The organism is Pseudomonas aphyarum (assembly GCF_028657055.1).
Classification (GTDB): domain Bacteria; phylum Pseudomonadota; class Gammaproteobacteria; order Pseudomonadales; family Pseudomonadaceae; genus Aquipseudomonas; species Aquipseudomonas aphyarum.
The window spans coordinates 85,426-101,538 of the sequence record NZ_JAMDGS010000003.1 but is presented as its reverse complement, the minus strand read 5'-3'; the positions used below and the strand labels follow the sequence as shown (position 1 = coordinate 101,538).

Genomic DNA, 16,113 nt, shown 5'->3' with positions numbered 1-16,113 from the left:
ACACATGGGTTTTCTCGCCGGTAAGCGCGTACTGATCGTCGGTGTCGCCAGCAAGCTGTCCATCGCATCCGGCATCGCTGCCGCCATGCATCGCGAGGGCGCTGAGCTTGCCTTCACTTATCAGAACGACAAACTGAAAGGTCGCGTTGAAGAGTTCGCACAGGGCTGGGGTTCGAGCCCTGAGCTGTGCTTCCCGTGCGACGTGGCCAGCGATGAAGAAATCGCCAAGGTCTTCGAAGAACTGAGCAAGAAGTGGGACGGCCTGGACTGCATCGTGCACTCCGTCGGCTTCGCCCCGGGCGACCAACTGGATGGCGACTTCACCGAAGCCACCACCCGTGACGGTTTCCGCATCGCTCACGACATCAGCGCCTACAGCTTCGTGGCCCTGGCCAAAGCCGGTCGCGAAATGATGAAAGGCCGCAACGGCAGCCTGCTGACCCTGTCGTACCTGGGCGCCGAGCGCACCATGCCTAACTACAACGTGATGGGCATGGCCAAGGCTTCGCTGGAAGCCGGCGTACGTTACCTGGCCGGTTCCCTGGGCCCGGACGGCACCCGCGTCAACTGCGTATCGGCCGGCCCGATCCGCACCCTGGCAGCTTCGGGCATCAAGAACTTCCGCAAGATGCTGGCCGCCAACGAAGCGCAAACCCCACTGCGCCGCAACGTCACCATCGAAGAAGTCGGCAACGCCGGCGCCTTCCTGTGCTCCGACCTGGCGTCGGGCATCAGCGGTGAAATCATGTACGTGGACGGCGGCTTCAACACCACCGCCATGGGCAACATCGAAGAGTAATCTTCGCGCTGCCGATAAAAAGCCCGCCTATTGGCGGGCTTTTTCATGCCTGCGTTTTACGATCTCTCAGCCAAGCACACCTATCACCTTGGCATAGGATTCCTGAAGGTTGGGCTCGATTTCGGCAGCAAACAGGATTCGATTGCTGTTCGCTTGAAAAAGACCATCACTCATATATCCGCCGTCGTACCAGACTTTTCCTGCTTCACCGAAGGTCGGATCCAGTTCGCCTGCCTGGTTGATACGTAGCCAGCCGAGCGGCTGCGGCCGGCTCGGAGAAACGAACGTGTGGTACCCAATGACGATTTTCCCGTCTGGCTGCACGACAATCGCTGCAGGAAACACTGCAGCCACAGCAAGATCAACGAACAGCACCTGCCCCTCATTGAATGAAGGATCGTCCACGCCGTTCGGTAATACGCGGTGCACCGCAAGCAGGGAAGCATCATTAGCAGTGGCCAACGTTGCGAAGAATATCCGGTCTCCAGCAATCGACATTTTCCCCAGTGATCCAACATACGACCACTCCCGAAAACCTCGGTCGCCAAACGTTTCGTCGAGTACTCCCTGAGGGGAATAGCAGGCCAGCACCGCCCGCTGGTTGGTCAGGCCATCCGAAGGGCGATCCAGCGTGCCAAACACAATAATTCGCTGATCCGCAAGCTCAGAGACACTGTGGATCTCCGACTTTTCACCCTTGAACCGAACTTCGACACAACCAGACTTCCCGAACGTGGGATCGGGCTTTCCATCCTTGTCAAAACGGTAGATAAGACCGACACGGATGTCTGAACCGTCAGAAGCTGATATTACGAATCCGGAAGTCACCAACAGTTGGTTATCGGATGTCAAACAGGCGTCAGGTTCCTGGATACTCAGCTGATGATCTGGAGGAACGGGGACATCCGGATACGGAATAATGACTGTCCCGTGGATCAAATCAGGCGTGCCGTTATCGTTGAAGCGCGTGAAAGCGATATGTTGCTTGAACGGTTCATTACCGGTCAGACCGAGAAGCAGAAGTTTGCCATCTGCCTTAGCCAGAATTTTCTTGGGTCGGGTATTTTCTGACAAGTTGAACCGCCATCTGACGTCCCCCTCCGGCATGCCGAACTCCGGATCGGCATCGCCGTTAGGCATTGCCCGACGCAAGACACACCAGCCCTGGTCAAACACTCCGTGGACGATTTGCAACTTGTTAGTCACTGTAATGCATCGTGTGCTTGCACGCGCGCTCGAAGGAATATTGATCAATCCATCTTCCGCGAAATCCTTGTCCAGATATCCCGCTGTGTCTTTTGGAGTAACCGCACTCATGCTCTTGCCCTCGACAAATACGAATCTCTCCACCCCGGACAAGAACCGTCATCAAACCCGACAACGGAGGAGAGTCAGTTGAGGAAATACAATTGCATCAAAACAGGCTTGACCGCTACTGACAGAAATAGCAGTTGCGTTATTGCAAAATCAGAGCGCTGATGCCGATTGGCCGAATCTCTCTCCCACAATGTCATTCGCACTCAAGACAATTGGCGAACAACTTATGGATTGGCAAGCTGCGCTGGCTGTAACGCTGCAAAACCACCATCTCCCGATAAAACGTCAGTTCTCCCAGTTCGATCACCCTCACCTTCAGCGGATGCTCCAGCCACAGCCCGACTCTGGGCAACAACGAAACCCCGAGCCCGCATTCGACCATCTTCACGATCGCTTCCAGCTCGTCCAGCTCAAGCGCTACCTGGACATCAATCCGCTGCTCGCGCAGAAACTGCGTCACCAGCCGTCCACCAAACGAGTTGCGGTCATAACGCACGTGAGGATGCTCGGCCAGCAGTTGCAGCGGATCATCGCCCTCAACCGTTGTCGGCACGATCAGCACAAACGGCTCGCGGCGAATAACCTGCGCCGACAGCTCCTTGGGCAATTCGAACGGTGGCTTGATCATGATCGCCAGATCGACTTCCCCGGCATCCACCTGGCTCAGCAGGTTCAGCGACACACCCGGCACCAGTTTCGGCTCCACGCCTGGCGCCTGTTGCCGCAAGCGCAACAAGGCCTGAGGCAACAACCCGGTTTGCGCGGTCGCCACGGCGCCGATTTTCAGCTCACCGCGAAACTCGCTGACATCTTCGCTGACCGCCATGCGACTGAAGGTGGCGAGCATTTCCTGCGCCATCGGCACTGCGCGCTGCCCTGCCGGATTAAGGATCGCCTGTCGCCCGGTGCGATCGAACAGACGCACGCCCAAGGCTTGCTCCAGATTGCGGATCTGCGCACTGACCGCCGATTGCGTCAGGCCGATATGCAGGCCGGCGGCGGCAAACGTGCCATGCCGTGCCACCGCCAGAAAGGTTTTCAGTTCACGCAGCATGGGCGCCTCGACTGATCGAAATAATTTGAGCTCGGCGCAAAAACTATCGTCTTTCAATCGAAAAACACAGCGCTAGACTCAATTCATCCCAACCGTTGATAGAGACCGCGCCTATGTCACTCAGCCCTTTCCACTTGGCCATTCCGGTGCACGACCTCGCCGCTGCCCGGCATTTTTACCGTGAAGTGTTCGGACTCGATGAAGGTCGTTCCAGCGATCACTGGGTCGACTTCAATTTCTTCGGGCATCAACTGGTGATTCACCTGGCCCCGAAAAACGCCTCACAGGAAGCCGCGCACACCAACGCCGTGGACGGGCACGACGTGCCGGTGCCGCATTTCGGTGTGGTGCTGGGGATGGAGGAATGGCATGCGCTGGCCGAGCGTTTGAAATCACTGGGCACGCGGTTTGTGATCGAGCCGGGGATTCGGTTTCAGGGACTGGTGGGCGAGCAGGCGACGATGTTCTTGTTTGACCCGTGCGGCAATGCGCTGGAGTTCAAGGCGTTCAAGGATATCGGGCAGTTATTTGCCAAGTGACTTGTGGTGCCTTCACTGGCGCCATCGCCAGCAGGCTGGCTCCCACAGGGAATGCATTTCAAATTGTGGGAGCCAGCCTGCTGGCGATGAGGCCAAAATTAACAGCGCTTCAAAGCCTGCTTGTGCGCATACATCGCCCCGTCCGCATCCGCCAGCAGCTTGTCCACGGTGTCATGGCGCTGCGGGTTGTATTCGATCTGGCCGACGCTGAAGCGAATCGCGTAACCGCGGTGCAAGGTGGCATTGCGCTCTTCGAGGATTTCCTTGAGCCGTGCCATGATCGCCGTGGTTTCGACATGGCTTGAGCCGGTCAGCAACGCCACGAACTCATCGCCGCCCAGGCGTCCGACCACATCGCTTTCGCGAAAGGCGATGCGCAGCACATCGGCGAAGTTCTTCAGCGCGCTGTCGCCCTCGGCGTGCCCATAAAGGTCGTTGATCTGCTTGAAGTCATTGAGATCGAAAAACAGCAGCGTCGCCGGTTTTTCCAAGCGCGCGCAGGCGTCGAGCGCGTGCTGGGCCAGCATCTTGAAGCCGCGACGGTTGGACAGCAGCGTCAGCTCGTCCATGCTCGCCATCTGCACGGCCATCAGTTCCTGCTCGGCCATGCCGGCGAGATCGCGCAGCAGGTCGCGCTCTTCGTCGTCGAGTTCGCGGGGTTTAGTGTCGATCAGGCACAAGGTGCCCATCTTGTTGCCGTTGGGCACGGTCAGCGGATAACCGGCGTAGAACCGGATGTTCGGCTCGCCGATCACCAGCGGATTATCGTGAAAGCGCTCGTCCTCGCGGGCATCGCGCACCAGCAGCAGTTCGTCCTTGAGAATCGCGTGGCCGCAGAACGAAACGTCCCGTGGGGTTTCGGTCGCGTCCAGGCCCACGCAGGACTTGAACCACTGCCGATCCTTGTCCACCAGCGTGACCAGTGCGATCGGCACGTTGAACAGACGCTTGGCCAGTCGCGTCAGCCGGTCGAAGCGCTCCTCCGGTGCGGTGTCGAGCAGCTTCAGGTCCTGCAGCGCTTGAATGCGCACAGCTTCATTGGCGGGTTTGCCGGGTACCAGCATCACACACTCCTTTGTCGTCGATGCACTTGAGCGTAGACCGAATCAGCAATGACTCAACTTCTCATCCGCCGGCCACCGGACACGGCCCGCCTGCATCGGCCCACAGTTTGAACTGGGTCACGAAGATGTCGTGCGGCACCGGCACCGGCGCGCGCCCTGCCCCGGGATTCCAGCCCCAGAGCACCAGTTTGTCCTCGTTGACGTGTTTGATCAGTGCGGCGAAATCCCGGTCGCCGTTGCTGGCGCGGTCCTTGATCATCGCGCACAAACGGTCCGGCGGCAGGCCGATCCAGGCCATTTTGTGCGCGGCTGGCGGCAGGCTCCAATGCGGCGCGCCCGGTGGCGCGTGAGGGCCGTAACTGGCCGGCGGATTGCTTTCGGCGTGGCAGGTGGCACAGGGCAAACCGGCCGCGCCCTTGCCGTCCATGCCGCGCACCACGCTCATGGCGTGAGGAATGCCGGCGTCGAACTGTAACGGTGAATCCCCGGGAATGTGGCAGTTCTGGCAGCGCGGGCTCTGGAAAACTTTCTGCACCGTGCCGAAAGCTTTCAAGGCTTCCTGATCGTCAGCGAACAGATCCGACGCGTAACCTCCCAGCCCAAGCAGAATCACCGTGCCCAACAACAGATGTCGTTTCATCTCACACCCCCGACAAGAGCAGCGGCAGTTCCCGCAGGCGCTGCCCGGTCAGGGCGAACACCGCGTTGGCCACCGCCGGCGCCGTGGGCGGCACACCGGCCTCGCCGATGCCACCGGGTTTGTCGGTGCTCGGCACGATGTGCACCTCGACCACCGGCATTTCATTGAGCCGCAACACCTGATAGTCGTGATAGTTGGACTGCACGACATGGCCATCCTTGAGGGTCAGTTTGCTGTGCAGCGCCATGCCCAGGCCGAAGGTGATGCACGACTCCATCTGCGCCGCGATACTCTGCGGGTTCACCGCAATCCCGCAGTCCACCGCGCAGACCACCCGATGCACGCGAATCGCCAGATTGTCCTGGGACACCTCCGCTACCTGCGCCACGTAACTGCCGAACGACTCGTGCACCGCCACGCCCAGCGCATGGCCGTCCGGCAGCGGGGCTTTCCAGTTGGCCTTCTCCACCGCCAGGTTCAACACGCCGAGATGCCGGGCATGATCCTTGAGCAGCGTTCGTCGGTACTCCACCGGGTCCTTGCCCGCCGCGGTGGCCATTTCATCGATCAGCGACTCCATGACAAACGCGGTATGGCTATGGCCCACCGAGCGCAGCCAGAGCACGTTGATCCCGGTGGTCGGCGAATGCAGATCGACCTGATGATGGGCCAGGCCCTTGATGTACGGGCTGTCTGAAACGCCTTCGACCGACGTCTGGTCGACGCCGTTCTTGACCATGGTTTTCTCGAGCATGGTGCCGGCCATGATCGACTGCCCGACCAACACATGCTGCCAGGCCAGCGGCATGCCGTCGGTGCCGAGGCCGATCTTCGCCTGATGCAGGAACATCGAGCGGTAATAACCGCCGCGAATATCGTCTTCGCGCGACCACACGGTTTTCACCGGCATCGCGGCAGCCTTGGCCACTTGCACCGCTTCGGCGACAAAATCCGAGGTCGGATTGGCCCGCCGGCCGAAACCGCCGCCGAGGAATTCGGTGTGAATCTCGACCTGCTCCGGTTTGAGCCCGGTGATCTTGCCGGCGACCATCTGATCCAGCGTCTGGAACTGGGTGCCGGTCCAGATCTCGCACTTGTCGGCGCTGATCTTCACGGTGCAGTTCAGCGGTTCCATCGGCGCATGGGCCAGGTACGGCACGCTGTATTCGACGTCGATTTTCTTCGCTGCCTTGCCGAAGTTGCCCTTGGCATCGCCTGCCTGCGCCGCCGAAGTGCCCGGCGTAGCCGCCAGTTTGCGGAAACTCGCCAACAGCTTTTCACTGCTCAGATCAGCGTTCGGCCCCAGGTCCCAATCGACCTTCAGCGCATCGCGCCCGAGTTTCGCCGCCCAGTAATGCTCGGCGACCACCGCTACACCGGTCGGCACTTGAACCACCTTGTGCACGCCGGGGATCGCCAAGGCTTCTGCGCCTTCGAAGGATTTCACCGTGGCGCCAAACGCCGGGGCGCGCGCGACCATCGCCGTCATCAGCCCGTCGAACTGCACGTCCATGCCGAACTTGGCGCGGCCGGTGATTTTTTCCGGGGTGTCGAGGCGTTTGGTGGGTTTGCCGATGACCTTCCAGTCCTTGGCTTCCTTGAAGGTGATCGACTTCGGATCCGGCACCGGCAGTTGCCCGGCGGCGTCCGCCAGTTCGCCATAGGTGGCGCGGTTGTCGCCGGCAATCACCACGCCGGATTCGGTGCGAATCGTCGACGGTGCCACGTTGAAACGCTTGGCCGCCGCTTCGATCAGCATCTGCCGCGCTGTGGCGCCGGCGAGCCGGTAGCGGTCGAACTCCATCCAGGTTGAAGTGGAGCCGCCGGTAATCTGCATCCCGCCAAAACCGGGCATGCCGTAATCGGCCGCCGAGGCTGGCGAGTGCTCGACGCGGATTTTCGACCAGTCGGCGTCCAGCTCTTCGGCGATCAACATGGTCAGGCCGGTCCAGATGCCCTGGCCCATTTCCGAATGGCCGAGCAGCACGGTGACGCTGTTGTCCGCCGCGATCCGCAGGAACGCGTTCGGCGCAAAGACCTTGCCTTCATTCTCGGCTGCCATGGCAAACCGGTTGCCGCCGGGCACCACGAACGCCACCACCAGGCCACCGCCAAGCACGGCGCTGCCCTTGAGAAATCCGCGACGGGATACAGGACTGTTCATCACTCACCTCCCCTCGCTCAGCCGATGTCGGCGGCGCGTTTGACCGCCGCGCGGATTCTTGGATACGTGCCGCAGCGGCAGATATTGCCGGAGAGCGCCTGATCAATATCGCTGTCGGTGGGTTTGGGGATTTTCGCCAACAACGCGGCGGCGGACATGATCTGCCCGGACTGGCAGTAACCGCACTGCACCACGTCCAGCTCGGCCCAGGCCTGCTGCACCGGGTGCGAGCCATCGCTCGACAGGCCTTCGATGGTGAGGATTTTCTGGCCATGGGCGACGGCCGTGGCCGGGGTGATGCAGGAGCGCAGCGGCGCGCCATCGACGTGCACGGTGCAGGCACCGCACTGGGCCATGCCGCAACCGAATTTGGTACCGGTCAGGTGCGCGACATCGCGCAGGACCCAGAGCAACGGCATGTCCGCGGGGACATCGAGCTCCTGATCCTTGCCATTGATGTTCAAGGTCAGCATCGGGGACTTCCTCAGACTCACGGTGTTCTGAAGGGCGCTGCTACGGCTCTCGCTGGCCGTGCGCGCCTCGGCTTATCCCTTTCAGCTAAGCGCATTTTGACCCGACGACCAGCCGCTGCGACCACCGGTCATGGCTGTTTGGTGAGCGGCACCGGCAAGTTCAGCACGATCTGCGCGTCCTTGATCACGTCCAGGCGCAGGATCCGCGTAGCCCCGAGGCCATCGAGCAACTGACTCAGCGGGCCGCCGTTGCGATCCAGCTGCACATCGCGGGGAAACAGGCGTTGGGCAAAGGATAGTGTGTTGCTCTGCACCACGCTCTCGTGCCACAGGCCATCGACCTGATGAATCATGGTGGCGGTGCTCATGCGCGATTGCGGCGTGACGTTTTTCAGGGTCGGCAGCGGCGCTTTCAGCACCAGGTCCGGCAAGCCCTTGGGCCCGTCGATGCGGGCACTGACGCTGGTGCCGATGTTCACGTTGATGTCGGCGCGCCACTTGGGCAGTTGATAGCCGTGCACGCCGCGCACCCGGGCGATTTCGGTGTTCACCGGCAGCGCCAGCACATGGGCGGTGAAACTGCGTCGACGCATGGCGTCCATCAGTTCCCGCGCGTGGGAGCCACGTGCGCCAGGACGACGCACGACAATCGCCACGGAGACTTCGTCGTACGGGTCGTTGTCGCAAACCGAATAGGAGAAAAACGTCAGCGCCACCAGGCCGTAGCCGGGAAACGCCCGCAGCGGTTCAAGCGGCGCAGGCAAGGTGGCGCGCAGTCGGTCCAGCGGCGCCAGGAACAGCAACTGCACGCTGCCGGAACGGTAATAGAAGTTCGGCGCCCAGGTCGGCCCGACTCTCGACGCGACCTGCTGCTTGGGAATGCGCCGGAAGAAGTCGATGTTGCCGGCTGCCTTGTCCCGGGCTACTTCGTCGAGGTTCGGGTTCATCCGGAATCGGTCGTAGTAGCCGCCCTCCAGCACTTCGACCTTGTGCGTTCCGAATTCCACCTCTGTAAAGCGCTTGTTCATGTTCGCTGACCTTCTCGCTGATTGACCCGGCGGATGGCCGGTGAGCAAGACTCTAAGGTTCAACCAAACTTTAAGGTCAAGCGCACAACGCCTATGACCCACCATTCACGCCAGCGATGACCGTTCGGAACTTGCTTGACCTTGAAGTGCACTTCAATCCTAGAGTTGATAACGCTTGTCATCACTCCCTTCGGGGTCACGTTCCGCATTTTCCAGGAGTCGCGAACATGGGATATGTCACAACGAAAGACGGCGTCGAAATCTTCTACAAGGACTGGGGCCCGAAAGACGCCCCGGTGATCCACTTCCACCACGGCTGGCCGCTCAGCGCGGACGACTGGGATGCACAGATGCTGTTCTTCCTCGCCCAGGGCTTCCGGGTCGTGGCCCATGACCGACGGGGTCACGGGCGTTCGAGCCAGGTCTGGGACGGCCACGACATGGATCATTACGCCGACGATGTGGCGGCGGTGGTCAACCATCTGGGGACGCAGAAAGCCGTGCATGTCGGCCATTCCACCGGGGGCGGTGAAGTGATTCATTACATCGCCCGCCATGGCGAGGATCGGGTGTCGAAAGCCGCGATCATCAGCGCCGTGCCACCGTTGATGGTGAAAACCGACAGCAGCCCCGGTGGCCTGCCCAAATCGGTGTTCGACGATCTTCAGGCGCAACTGGCGGCCAATCGCTCGCAGTTCTATCACGACGTGCCGGCCGGCCCGTTCTACGGCTACAACCGGCCCGGCGCCAAACCTTCGGAAGCGGTGGTTCTGAACTGGTGGCGCCAAGGCATGATGGGCGGCGCCAAGGCGCACTACGACGGGATCGTTGCGTTCTCGCAGACCGACTTTACCGCCGACCTGAAAAGCATCTCGATCCCGGTGCTGGTCATGCACGGCGACGATGACCAGATCGTGCCGTATGAAAACGCCGGTGTGCTGTCGGCGAAACTGCTGAAAAACAGCACGCTGAAGATCTATCCGGGCTTCCCCCACGGGATGCCGACCACCGAGGCGCCGACGATCAACGCGGATCTGCTGGCGTTCATTCGCGGCTGATATTAGTCGGGGTCAGGCACCCTGCCTGACCCCGGCTATTCTTCGGCTCGCCCCGTACCCTCGCGATCACGCACGTAGTGTCTGGCCAATGGGAAGGCCGGCAGCCACGACTCGCGACGCACCGTCCACAGCTCATAGGTGGGCTGGAACTGATCCGGTGCATCCAGCGCACCCAGATTGACCTCGACTTCATCACCACTGCGGCCGAACACCGACGAGCCACAGCGCGGACAGAAATGCCTCCCCGCATAGTCATGGGTCTCGCCGCTGATCGTCACCGAGTCCTCGGGAAAGATCGCCGACGCGGCAAACAGCGCGCCATGGTGTTTGCGGCAATCCAGACAATGACAAACGCCGACCCGGTAGGGTCGCCCTGACGCCTCAATCCGCACTTCGCCGCACAGACAACCGCCGGTCAATCGGTCCATGGGACACCTCGTCTGAAAATGGAATATCCGGTGAGTGAAAATAGCAGCCCACTGGGGGAACGCTTACAATCGTGGCCCATTAATACTATTCAGGCAGAACCGTTCTTTCATGGCGCTCGATCCTCTCACGATGCTCACCATTTCCACCGCCCTGGCCGCGGCGGCCGCCCTGTATCTGGCGGTCGAATGGCGCAGCATCCGCGAACCTTCCCTGCTGTTCTGGAGCGCCGGTTTCGCCACCATCACCGTCGGCTCGAGCCTGGCCCTGTTGCGCGCCAATGGTTATCCGCTGATCGGCATCTGGTTCGCCAACGGCCTGCTGGTGGTCGCGCACTGGCTGTTTCTGCTGGGGGTCGCGCGGTTTACCCAGCAGCGGTTGTCACGGGCCTGGTACTTGATGTTCCTGCTCTGGCTTTCGTTGCTGCTGTTACCGGAAAATCCGTCGTGGTCGAAGATTATGCTGATGGCCAACTCGCTGCTGGTGGCCGCTTTGATGCTGCGAGCCAGCCTGTTGCTGCGCCCGCACGGCAAATCGCTGAGCGTCGGCGCGGTGCAACTGCGTTATGTGCTGCTGATCCACGGCGCGTTCTATTTCACCAAGGCGATCATCGCGGTGATTCCGGGCACGCTGATCGATCTGGCGTCGCTGCGCGGCGAGATCATTCAGATTTCCCTGGTCGAAGGCGCGATGGCGATCATGCTGATCGCGCTGTCGATGACCGGCACCGAGCGCTATCGCCGGGAAAAACAGATTGCCGAACTGGCCGCCCGGGATCCGCTGACCGCGCTGTACAACCGCCGCGCCCTCGAAGTCCGCGCACCGCGCCTGCTTGATGAAGTCTCCAGCGCCCGCCCCGGCGCGCTGCTGCTGATCGACATCGACAACTTCAAACTGATCAACGACCTCTACGGCCACACCGCCGGCGACCGCTTGCTTATCGCCCTCAGCGAAATGATCCGCGCGGTACTGCCCAAAGGCGCGCTGGCGGCACGGCTGGGCGGTGACGAATTCGTGATGCTGCTGGGCGATGCGTCCCACGCACAGATCATGGTGCTGGGCAGTGCGCTGCGTGAACAGTTTCAGCAGATGACTTCCCAGACCTACACCACCCCGCAGGCGGTTACCCTGAGTATCGGCGCCAAGGTGTTCGATCAGCCGCCGGCCAGCCTCGCGGCGTTGATCGAACAGGGTGACAGCGCGCTCTACGAATCCAAGCGCGGCGGTCGCAACCGGATTCAGCTGGCCGACTACACCTGACCTATCCTTGCCTGCATCCCGTAACGTCGGAGTTCGCAATGTCCTCGCCTGAATCCACCCTCCTCCAGAGCTGGCACCACAACGCACGAGCCTGGACCGAAGCCGTGCGCAGCGGCGCCATCGAGAGTCGCCGGCAGGTCACCGATCAGGCCATTCTGCTGGCGGTGATGGGGCGTCAGCCGGAGCGCGTGCTCGATCTGGGATGCGGCGAAGGCTGGCTGTTGCGGGCGCTGGCCGAGCGAGGATTCGAGGCGGTCGGCGTGGACGGCGATGCGACGCTGGTCGAGGCCGCGCGGGTGACCGGTTCAGCGCCCGTGCATGTCGCCAGCTACGAAGATCTGGTTGAGGCGAAGGTCGACATCGGCCGTGATTACGACCTGATCTGCGCCAATTTTTCCCTGTTGCATCAGGACATCATTCCGCTGCTCGCGGCGATGAATGCCCTGCTCGTGCCGGGCGGTGCGCTGGTGATCCAGACGCTGCATCCGTGGTCGGTGGCCGCCGGTGATTATCAGGATGGCTGGCGGGAAGAAACCTTCGATGGGTTCCAGGGCGAGTGGTCGCCGATGCCATGGTATTTCCGCACCCTGTCCAGTTGGCTGAATGCGCTGGACATGGCCGGCCTGCAGCTGACTGGCCTGCGCGAACCGCAACATCCGCAAAGCCCGGTGCCGCAGTCGTTGTTCATGATTGCCGAGCGTCGCGGGTAAAAACCTTAGAGCCTCGGCTGAAGCAGAATCCCGGTGTAATGCCGCAAAAACAGCGCGAACCCCGCGCACCAGAGCATCACCGACAACCCCAGCCCCAGACTGGAAAACGGCACCAGCAACACCCGGCAACCCGCCGCAATCAGCACCAGCGCAAAGCCCAGCACCATGCCTTTCGAGGGCTGTAACAACCGGCCGGTGTGACCGAGACTGACCCGCGCAATCATCGCCAGAATCAACCCGCCCACCCCGCCCACCGCCAGTGCATGGGTCGCCAGGCTCTGCTGACCGATCAAGCTCAGATGCCACAGCACCATGGCCCAGATTGCCAACGCCATCCAGCCGTAAGCCAGGTACAGCGACCACAGCAGCGGCACGCGCCACATCCCGCGATCATGCCAGCGGATCAGCCGCATCAACTGCAAACTGCCGGTCAGCACGAACAGGCCCGCCAGCCACCACCGTGGCGAATCATTGAGGCCCGCCGCGAAGGTGACGGCGGTCAGCAGGCTGCCGATCAACAGCAAGCGGGTTGGCAGTGGATTGGCGGCCGGCGCTGGCGGACGGTTCAAGCCGCGCTGGATAAAGAACGGAATCACTCGCCCGCCGATCACGGTCATCAGCGCCGCCACCAGCCACAACGCGCCCAGCACACCCTGGCGTTGCAGGCCGGCGTCGTCGTTGTACAGGCCGACCAAAGTCAGCGCCTGACAACCCGCCATCAACCCAAGCACCAACACAATCGGGTAGTTGTCACGTTTGTGGGCGGCAACCAGATCTCGTCCCAGCATCACCGCCAGCAGCGGCAGAAAACCCCATTGCAGCGCCAGAATCAGCCCGGTCGGCAACGGCAGCCACCAGGCCAAACGCCCGAGCAGCCAGACCGACACCAACGCGATCAACGCCCCGCCGCGCACGCCGGGAATGCCTGTCCAGTTGGGCACCGCCGTCAGCAGGAACCCGGCAACGATCGCCGCCGCGAAACCGAACGGCATTTCATGTCGATGCCAGGCAAACATGCCGCCCGCCGGTTGCAGATCGAACCAATGGCCGCTAAGCCACAGACCCCAGATCAGGATCGCCAGCGCAGCGAATCCGGCCCCGGCCAGAAACAGCGGCCGAAAGCCCAGGCTGAACAGCGGTGCATCGGCGAGTCTGCGCATGTTCAAGCCACCACGGCGGCGTGATGCTGGCCCAGCCGATATTGGGACAGGAGCCGCATCACGTAGCCGATTTTCAGCAGGGTCGGGCCGATGATGGTCATCGCATGCATCGCTACCAACAGCGCAATCGGCATGTGGCCCTGATACAGATAAGCGCCGTAGATCCCGGCCAGCAACATCACGAGACCAGCGACGAGCACTTTGCTCGACAGGTGCAGAACATTCAGCGGATTCTCGAAGAAAGTGAACATGTTTCGTACTCCTGAGCGGATCAGTTTGTACATAAGGCTGTTCAACTTGCGTGCCAGATTTCCAGCCCAGCAAAATCAACGGGTTGTGAAAATACGAGTCAATTTGACACAAACACGAAAGAGTCCTTTTGACACCAGCAAAGGTCAATACGACTACATTCCATCCTCAAAACACCTAACCACTCGATCCATGGCACTGCCAGCTGACCACAGACTGACTACGCTATTAATCCAGCGTGTCTAACCTGCCGAGGATGACTGCCATGCAACGCTTTCAAAAGCTGACGCCGTGCCTGTGGTTCGACGATCAGGCCGAAGCGGCGGCAAAGTTCTACTGCTCGATCTTCGACCACTCGAAAATCACCGCCCTCACCCACTACAGCAAGGTCGGCCAGGAATTCCACGGCCGCCCGGAAGGCTCGGTGATGACCGTCAGTTTCGAACTCGACGGCCACACCTTCACCGGCCTCAATGGCGGACCGATTTTCAAATTCAATGAGGCAATCTCGTTTCAGGTCAATTGCCAGAACCAGGAAGAGGTCGACCATTTCTGGGGCAACCTCAGCGCCGGCGGGCCGGTAGAGGCGCAGCAATGCGGCTGGCTCAAGGACAAGTTCGGCGTGTCGTGGCAGATCGTGCCGGTGGCCTTCATGCACATGATGACCGACCCCGACCAGACCAAGGTCCAACGGGCGATGCAGGCCATGTTCGGAATGAAAAAACTCGACATCGCCGAACTGGAACGAGCCTTCGCCGGCCAGAGCTAATACACTCGGGCACTGGCCTGCCGAGAACTCCCATGATGAAACACGCTGCCGCCAAGAACCCCGAACATGCCCCGCGCTTCTGGCGCGACGACGCCCTGCCCTTCATCGAAGCGCGCGCCATCGCCGACGGGCGTGAGGTCTGCTATTCACGGCATTCCCACGCGCACTTCTCCATCGGCGCGATCACCGCCGGGCGCAGCACTTACGTGCATGAGCAATCCTCGTACGAAGTGGCGGCCGGCACGGTGGTGCTGATGAACCCGGGGGACGTGCATGCATGCAACCCGATCGATGATCAGCCGTGGTCGTATTTGATGTTGTATGTGGAAACGCCGTGGCTGACGGATCTGCAGCATCAACTGGAGTTCAGTGCGGAGCTTGAGTTTCGGCGGTTTGCCGATACGCATTTGAATGATGCTCGCCTGTTTCGCGACTTGAATGCGTTATACGGCGTGTTGGTCGACGAACAGCAAGACGTGCTGCGCAAACAGAGCGCCGCCGTGGAGTTTTTCAGTGACCTGCAACTGCGCCTGAATCCCATCGAGTCACGTTTACGCGAGCCAAACTTCAAACTCGAACGCGCCGCCGACTTCATCCGCCGGCACTGCACCGACCTACTCAGCCTGGACGACATCTGCGCGGCGGCCGAACTGTCACCGTCCTACCTCATCCGCGCGTTCAAACAGCATTACGGCATGACGCCTCATGCGTTCTTGATCAATCAGCGCATTCAGTTTGCCCGCGAGTGTTTACGGCGCGGGCAGTTGATTGCGGATGTCGCGCTGGAGGCGGGGTTTGCCGATCAGGCGCATTTTCAGCGGGCGTTCAAACAGCATCTGGCGGCTACGCCGGGGCAGTATCGGGGTTAACAACAAAAACGGCCCGCGTTGGATTTTGGATCGTTCCCACGCTCCGCGTTCCAGCTCTGGAAGGGACGCGGAGCGCCCCGGGCTGCATTCCCACGCAGAGCGTGGTAACGATCAGGTTACAGAGGCGCCTCGGCCTTCAGTTCCAGATTATCCAGCGCCCGATTCACCGCCAGCTCCCCCAGCATGATCAGTTGCGCAATCCCCAGCAGCACATGCCGGTGCGAACCATCCACCAGCCCGGCGAAGTCGGTGGCCATGACTTTGGCTGAGGTCAGGGTTTCGCAGGCGTCGGCCAGCAGTTCTTCGCTGGCAATGCCGGGGGCAATGAGGTAGCGGGTGTTGGGTTTGAACAGCGGCTTTCTGGGTAGCAACGGATTGAGGTAGTGGTCGAGGGCGCGTTCGGCGGCTTCGTGGAATTTCTTGGAATCGAGGGTTTCGTAGGGCGAGGTGGTGTCGGTTTCGGGTGGGTTTGGCGTTGGTTTGATCATGGTGAACTCCCTGATTGATGGAGCTGCCACGGTTCGCTGCGAAACG

The 16,113-nt window shown here is 61.1% G+C and carries 18 protein-coding genes; 7 read left to right on the top strand and 11 right to left on the bottom strand.

The features are described from left to right. Positions 1 to 4 precede the first annotated feature (4 nt). A complete protein-coding gene (gene fabI, locus M5G18_RS05590; protein ID WP_007956947.1) occupies positions 5 to 799 on the top strand; it encodes an enoyl-ACP reductase FabI in 795 nt (264 codons plus the stop codon). Between the two features lie 66 nt (positions 800 to 865). Here the strand turns inward: fabI and M5G18_RS05585 are convergent, their stop codons facing one another. Next, entirely contained in the window at positions 866 to 2,116 is a 1,251-nt protein-coding gene (locus M5G18_RS05585) for an NHL repeat-containing protein (RefSeq protein WP_273897222.1), read from the bottom strand. A gap of 193 nt (positions 2,117 to 2,309) precedes the next feature. Continuing rightward, positions 2,310 to 3,170, bottom strand: a complete 861-nt coding sequence (locus tag M5G18_RS05580; RefSeq protein WP_273897221.1) for a LysR family transcriptional regulator — start codon at positions 3,168 to 3,170, stop codon at positions 2,310 to 2,312. A gap of 113 nt (positions 3,171 to 3,283) precedes the next feature. Between M5G18_RS05580 and M5G18_RS05575 the strand changes: the two genes are divergently transcribed. Then, positions 3,284 to 3,709 carry a VOC family protein gene (locus tag M5G18_RS05575; protein WP_273897220.1) on the top strand — a complete coding sequence of 142 codons (426 nt, stop codon included), beginning with the start codon at positions 3,284 to 3,286 and terminating at the stop codon, positions 3,707 to 3,709. A gap of 98 nt (positions 3,710 to 3,807) precedes the next feature. Here M5G18_RS05575 and M5G18_RS05570 read toward each other — a convergent pair whose 3' ends face one another. The 5 genes from M5G18_RS05570 to M5G18_RS05550 form a co-directional block, all read right to left on the bottom strand. After that, the gene (locus M5G18_RS05570; RefSeq protein ID WP_273897219.1) at positions 3,808 to 4,773 is read right to left on the bottom strand and encodes a sensor domain-containing diguanylate cyclase; all 966 of its coding nucleotides are present in this window, start codon (positions 4,771 to 4,773) and stop codon (positions 3,808 to 3,810) included. A gap of 61 nt (positions 4,774 to 4,834) precedes the next feature. After that, entirely contained in the window at positions 4,835 to 5,413 is a 579-nt protein-coding gene (locus tag M5G18_RS05565) for a hypothetical protein (protein ID WP_085608968.1), read from the bottom strand. 1 nt (position 5,414) lies between these two features. Then, positions 5,415 to 7,577, bottom strand: a complete 2,163-nt coding sequence (locus M5G18_RS05560) for a xanthine dehydrogenase family protein molybdopterin-binding subunit (protein ID WP_273897218.1) — start codon at positions 7,575 to 7,577, stop codon at positions 5,415 to 5,417. A gap of 17 nt (positions 7,578 to 7,594) precedes the next feature. Beyond that, positions 7,595 to 8,050, bottom strand: coding sequence for a (2Fe-2S)-binding protein (locus M5G18_RS05555; RefSeq protein ID WP_007956954.1), 456 nt, complete (start codon positions 8,048 to 8,050; stop codon positions 7,595 to 7,597). 128 nt (positions 8,051 to 8,178) lie between these two features. Next, entirely contained in the window at positions 8,179 to 9,078 is a 900-nt protein-coding gene (locus M5G18_RS05550; RefSeq protein ID WP_273897217.1) for an acetoacetate decarboxylase family protein, read from the bottom strand. Between the two features lie 227 nt (positions 9,079 to 9,305). Between M5G18_RS05550 and M5G18_RS05545 the strand changes: the two genes are divergently transcribed. After that, positions 9,306 to 10,136 carry an alpha/beta fold hydrolase gene (locus tag M5G18_RS05545; protein ID WP_085608972.1) on the top strand — a complete coding sequence of 277 codons (831 nt, stop codon included), beginning with the start codon at positions 9,306 to 9,308 and terminating at the stop codon, positions 10,134 to 10,136. A 35-nt stretch (positions 10,137 to 10,171) separates the two neighbouring features. Here the strand turns inward: M5G18_RS05545 and M5G18_RS05540 are convergent, their stop codons facing one another. Continuing rightward, positions 10,172 to 10,564: a GFA family protein gene (locus M5G18_RS05540; protein WP_273897216.1), complete on the bottom strand. Its 393-nt coding sequence runs from the start codon at positions 10,562 to 10,564 to the stop codon at positions 10,172 to 10,174. A gap of 109 nt (positions 10,565 to 10,673) precedes the next feature. On the opposite strand from M5G18_RS05540, the gene M5G18_RS05535 reads away from it, so the two are divergent. Then, complete coding sequence (locus tag M5G18_RS05535; protein ID WP_273897215.1) at positions 10,674 to 11,822, top strand: GGDEF domain-containing protein; 1,149 nt, start codon at positions 10,674 to 10,676, stop codon at positions 11,820 to 11,822. A gap of 38 nt (positions 11,823 to 11,860) precedes the next feature. After that, positions 11,861 to 12,532 (top strand): class I SAM-dependent methyltransferase, encoded by a 672-nt coding sequence (locus M5G18_RS05530; protein ID WP_273897214.1) that lies wholly within the window; start codon positions 11,861 to 11,863, stop codon positions 12,530 to 12,532. Between the two features lie 5 nt (positions 12,533 to 12,537). On the opposite strand, the gene M5G18_RS05525 is transcribed toward M5G18_RS05530, so the two are convergent. Then, on the bottom strand, positions 12,538 to 13,692 hold the full coding sequence (locus M5G18_RS05525; RefSeq protein ID WP_273897213.1) for an NnrS family protein: 1,155 nt from the start codon (positions 13,690 to 13,692) through the stop codon (positions 12,538 to 12,540). A gap of 2 nt (positions 13,693 to 13,694) precedes the next feature. Continuing rightward, positions 13,695 to 13,943, bottom strand: a complete 249-nt coding sequence (locus M5G18_RS05520; protein WP_273897212.1) for a transmembrane sensor/regulator PpyR — start codon at positions 13,941 to 13,943, stop codon at positions 13,695 to 13,697. Between the two features lie 263 nt (positions 13,944 to 14,206). Here M5G18_RS05520 and M5G18_RS05515 point away from each other — a divergent pair, with 263 nt between their 5' ends. Both M5G18_RS05515 and M5G18_RS05510 read left to right on the top strand, forming a co-directional pair. Further along, positions 14,207 to 14,710 (top strand): VOC family protein, encoded by a 504-nt coding sequence (locus M5G18_RS05515; RefSeq protein ID WP_127797682.1) that lies wholly within the window; start codon positions 14,207 to 14,209, stop codon positions 14,708 to 14,710. Positions 14,711 to 14,745: 35 nt separating this feature from the next. Then, entirely contained in the window at positions 14,746 to 15,579 is an 834-nt protein-coding gene (locus M5G18_RS05510) for a helix-turn-helix transcriptional regulator (RefSeq protein WP_273897264.1), read from the top strand. 116 nt (positions 15,580 to 15,695) lie between these two features. Here the strand turns inward: M5G18_RS05510 and M5G18_RS05505 are convergent, their stop codons facing one another. Beyond that, positions 15,696 to 16,067, bottom strand: a complete 372-nt coding sequence (locus M5G18_RS05505; RefSeq protein WP_273897211.1) for a DUF6124 family protein — start codon at positions 16,065 to 16,067, stop codon at positions 15,696 to 15,698. Between the last annotated feature and the right edge of the window lie 46 nt (positions 16,068 to 16,113).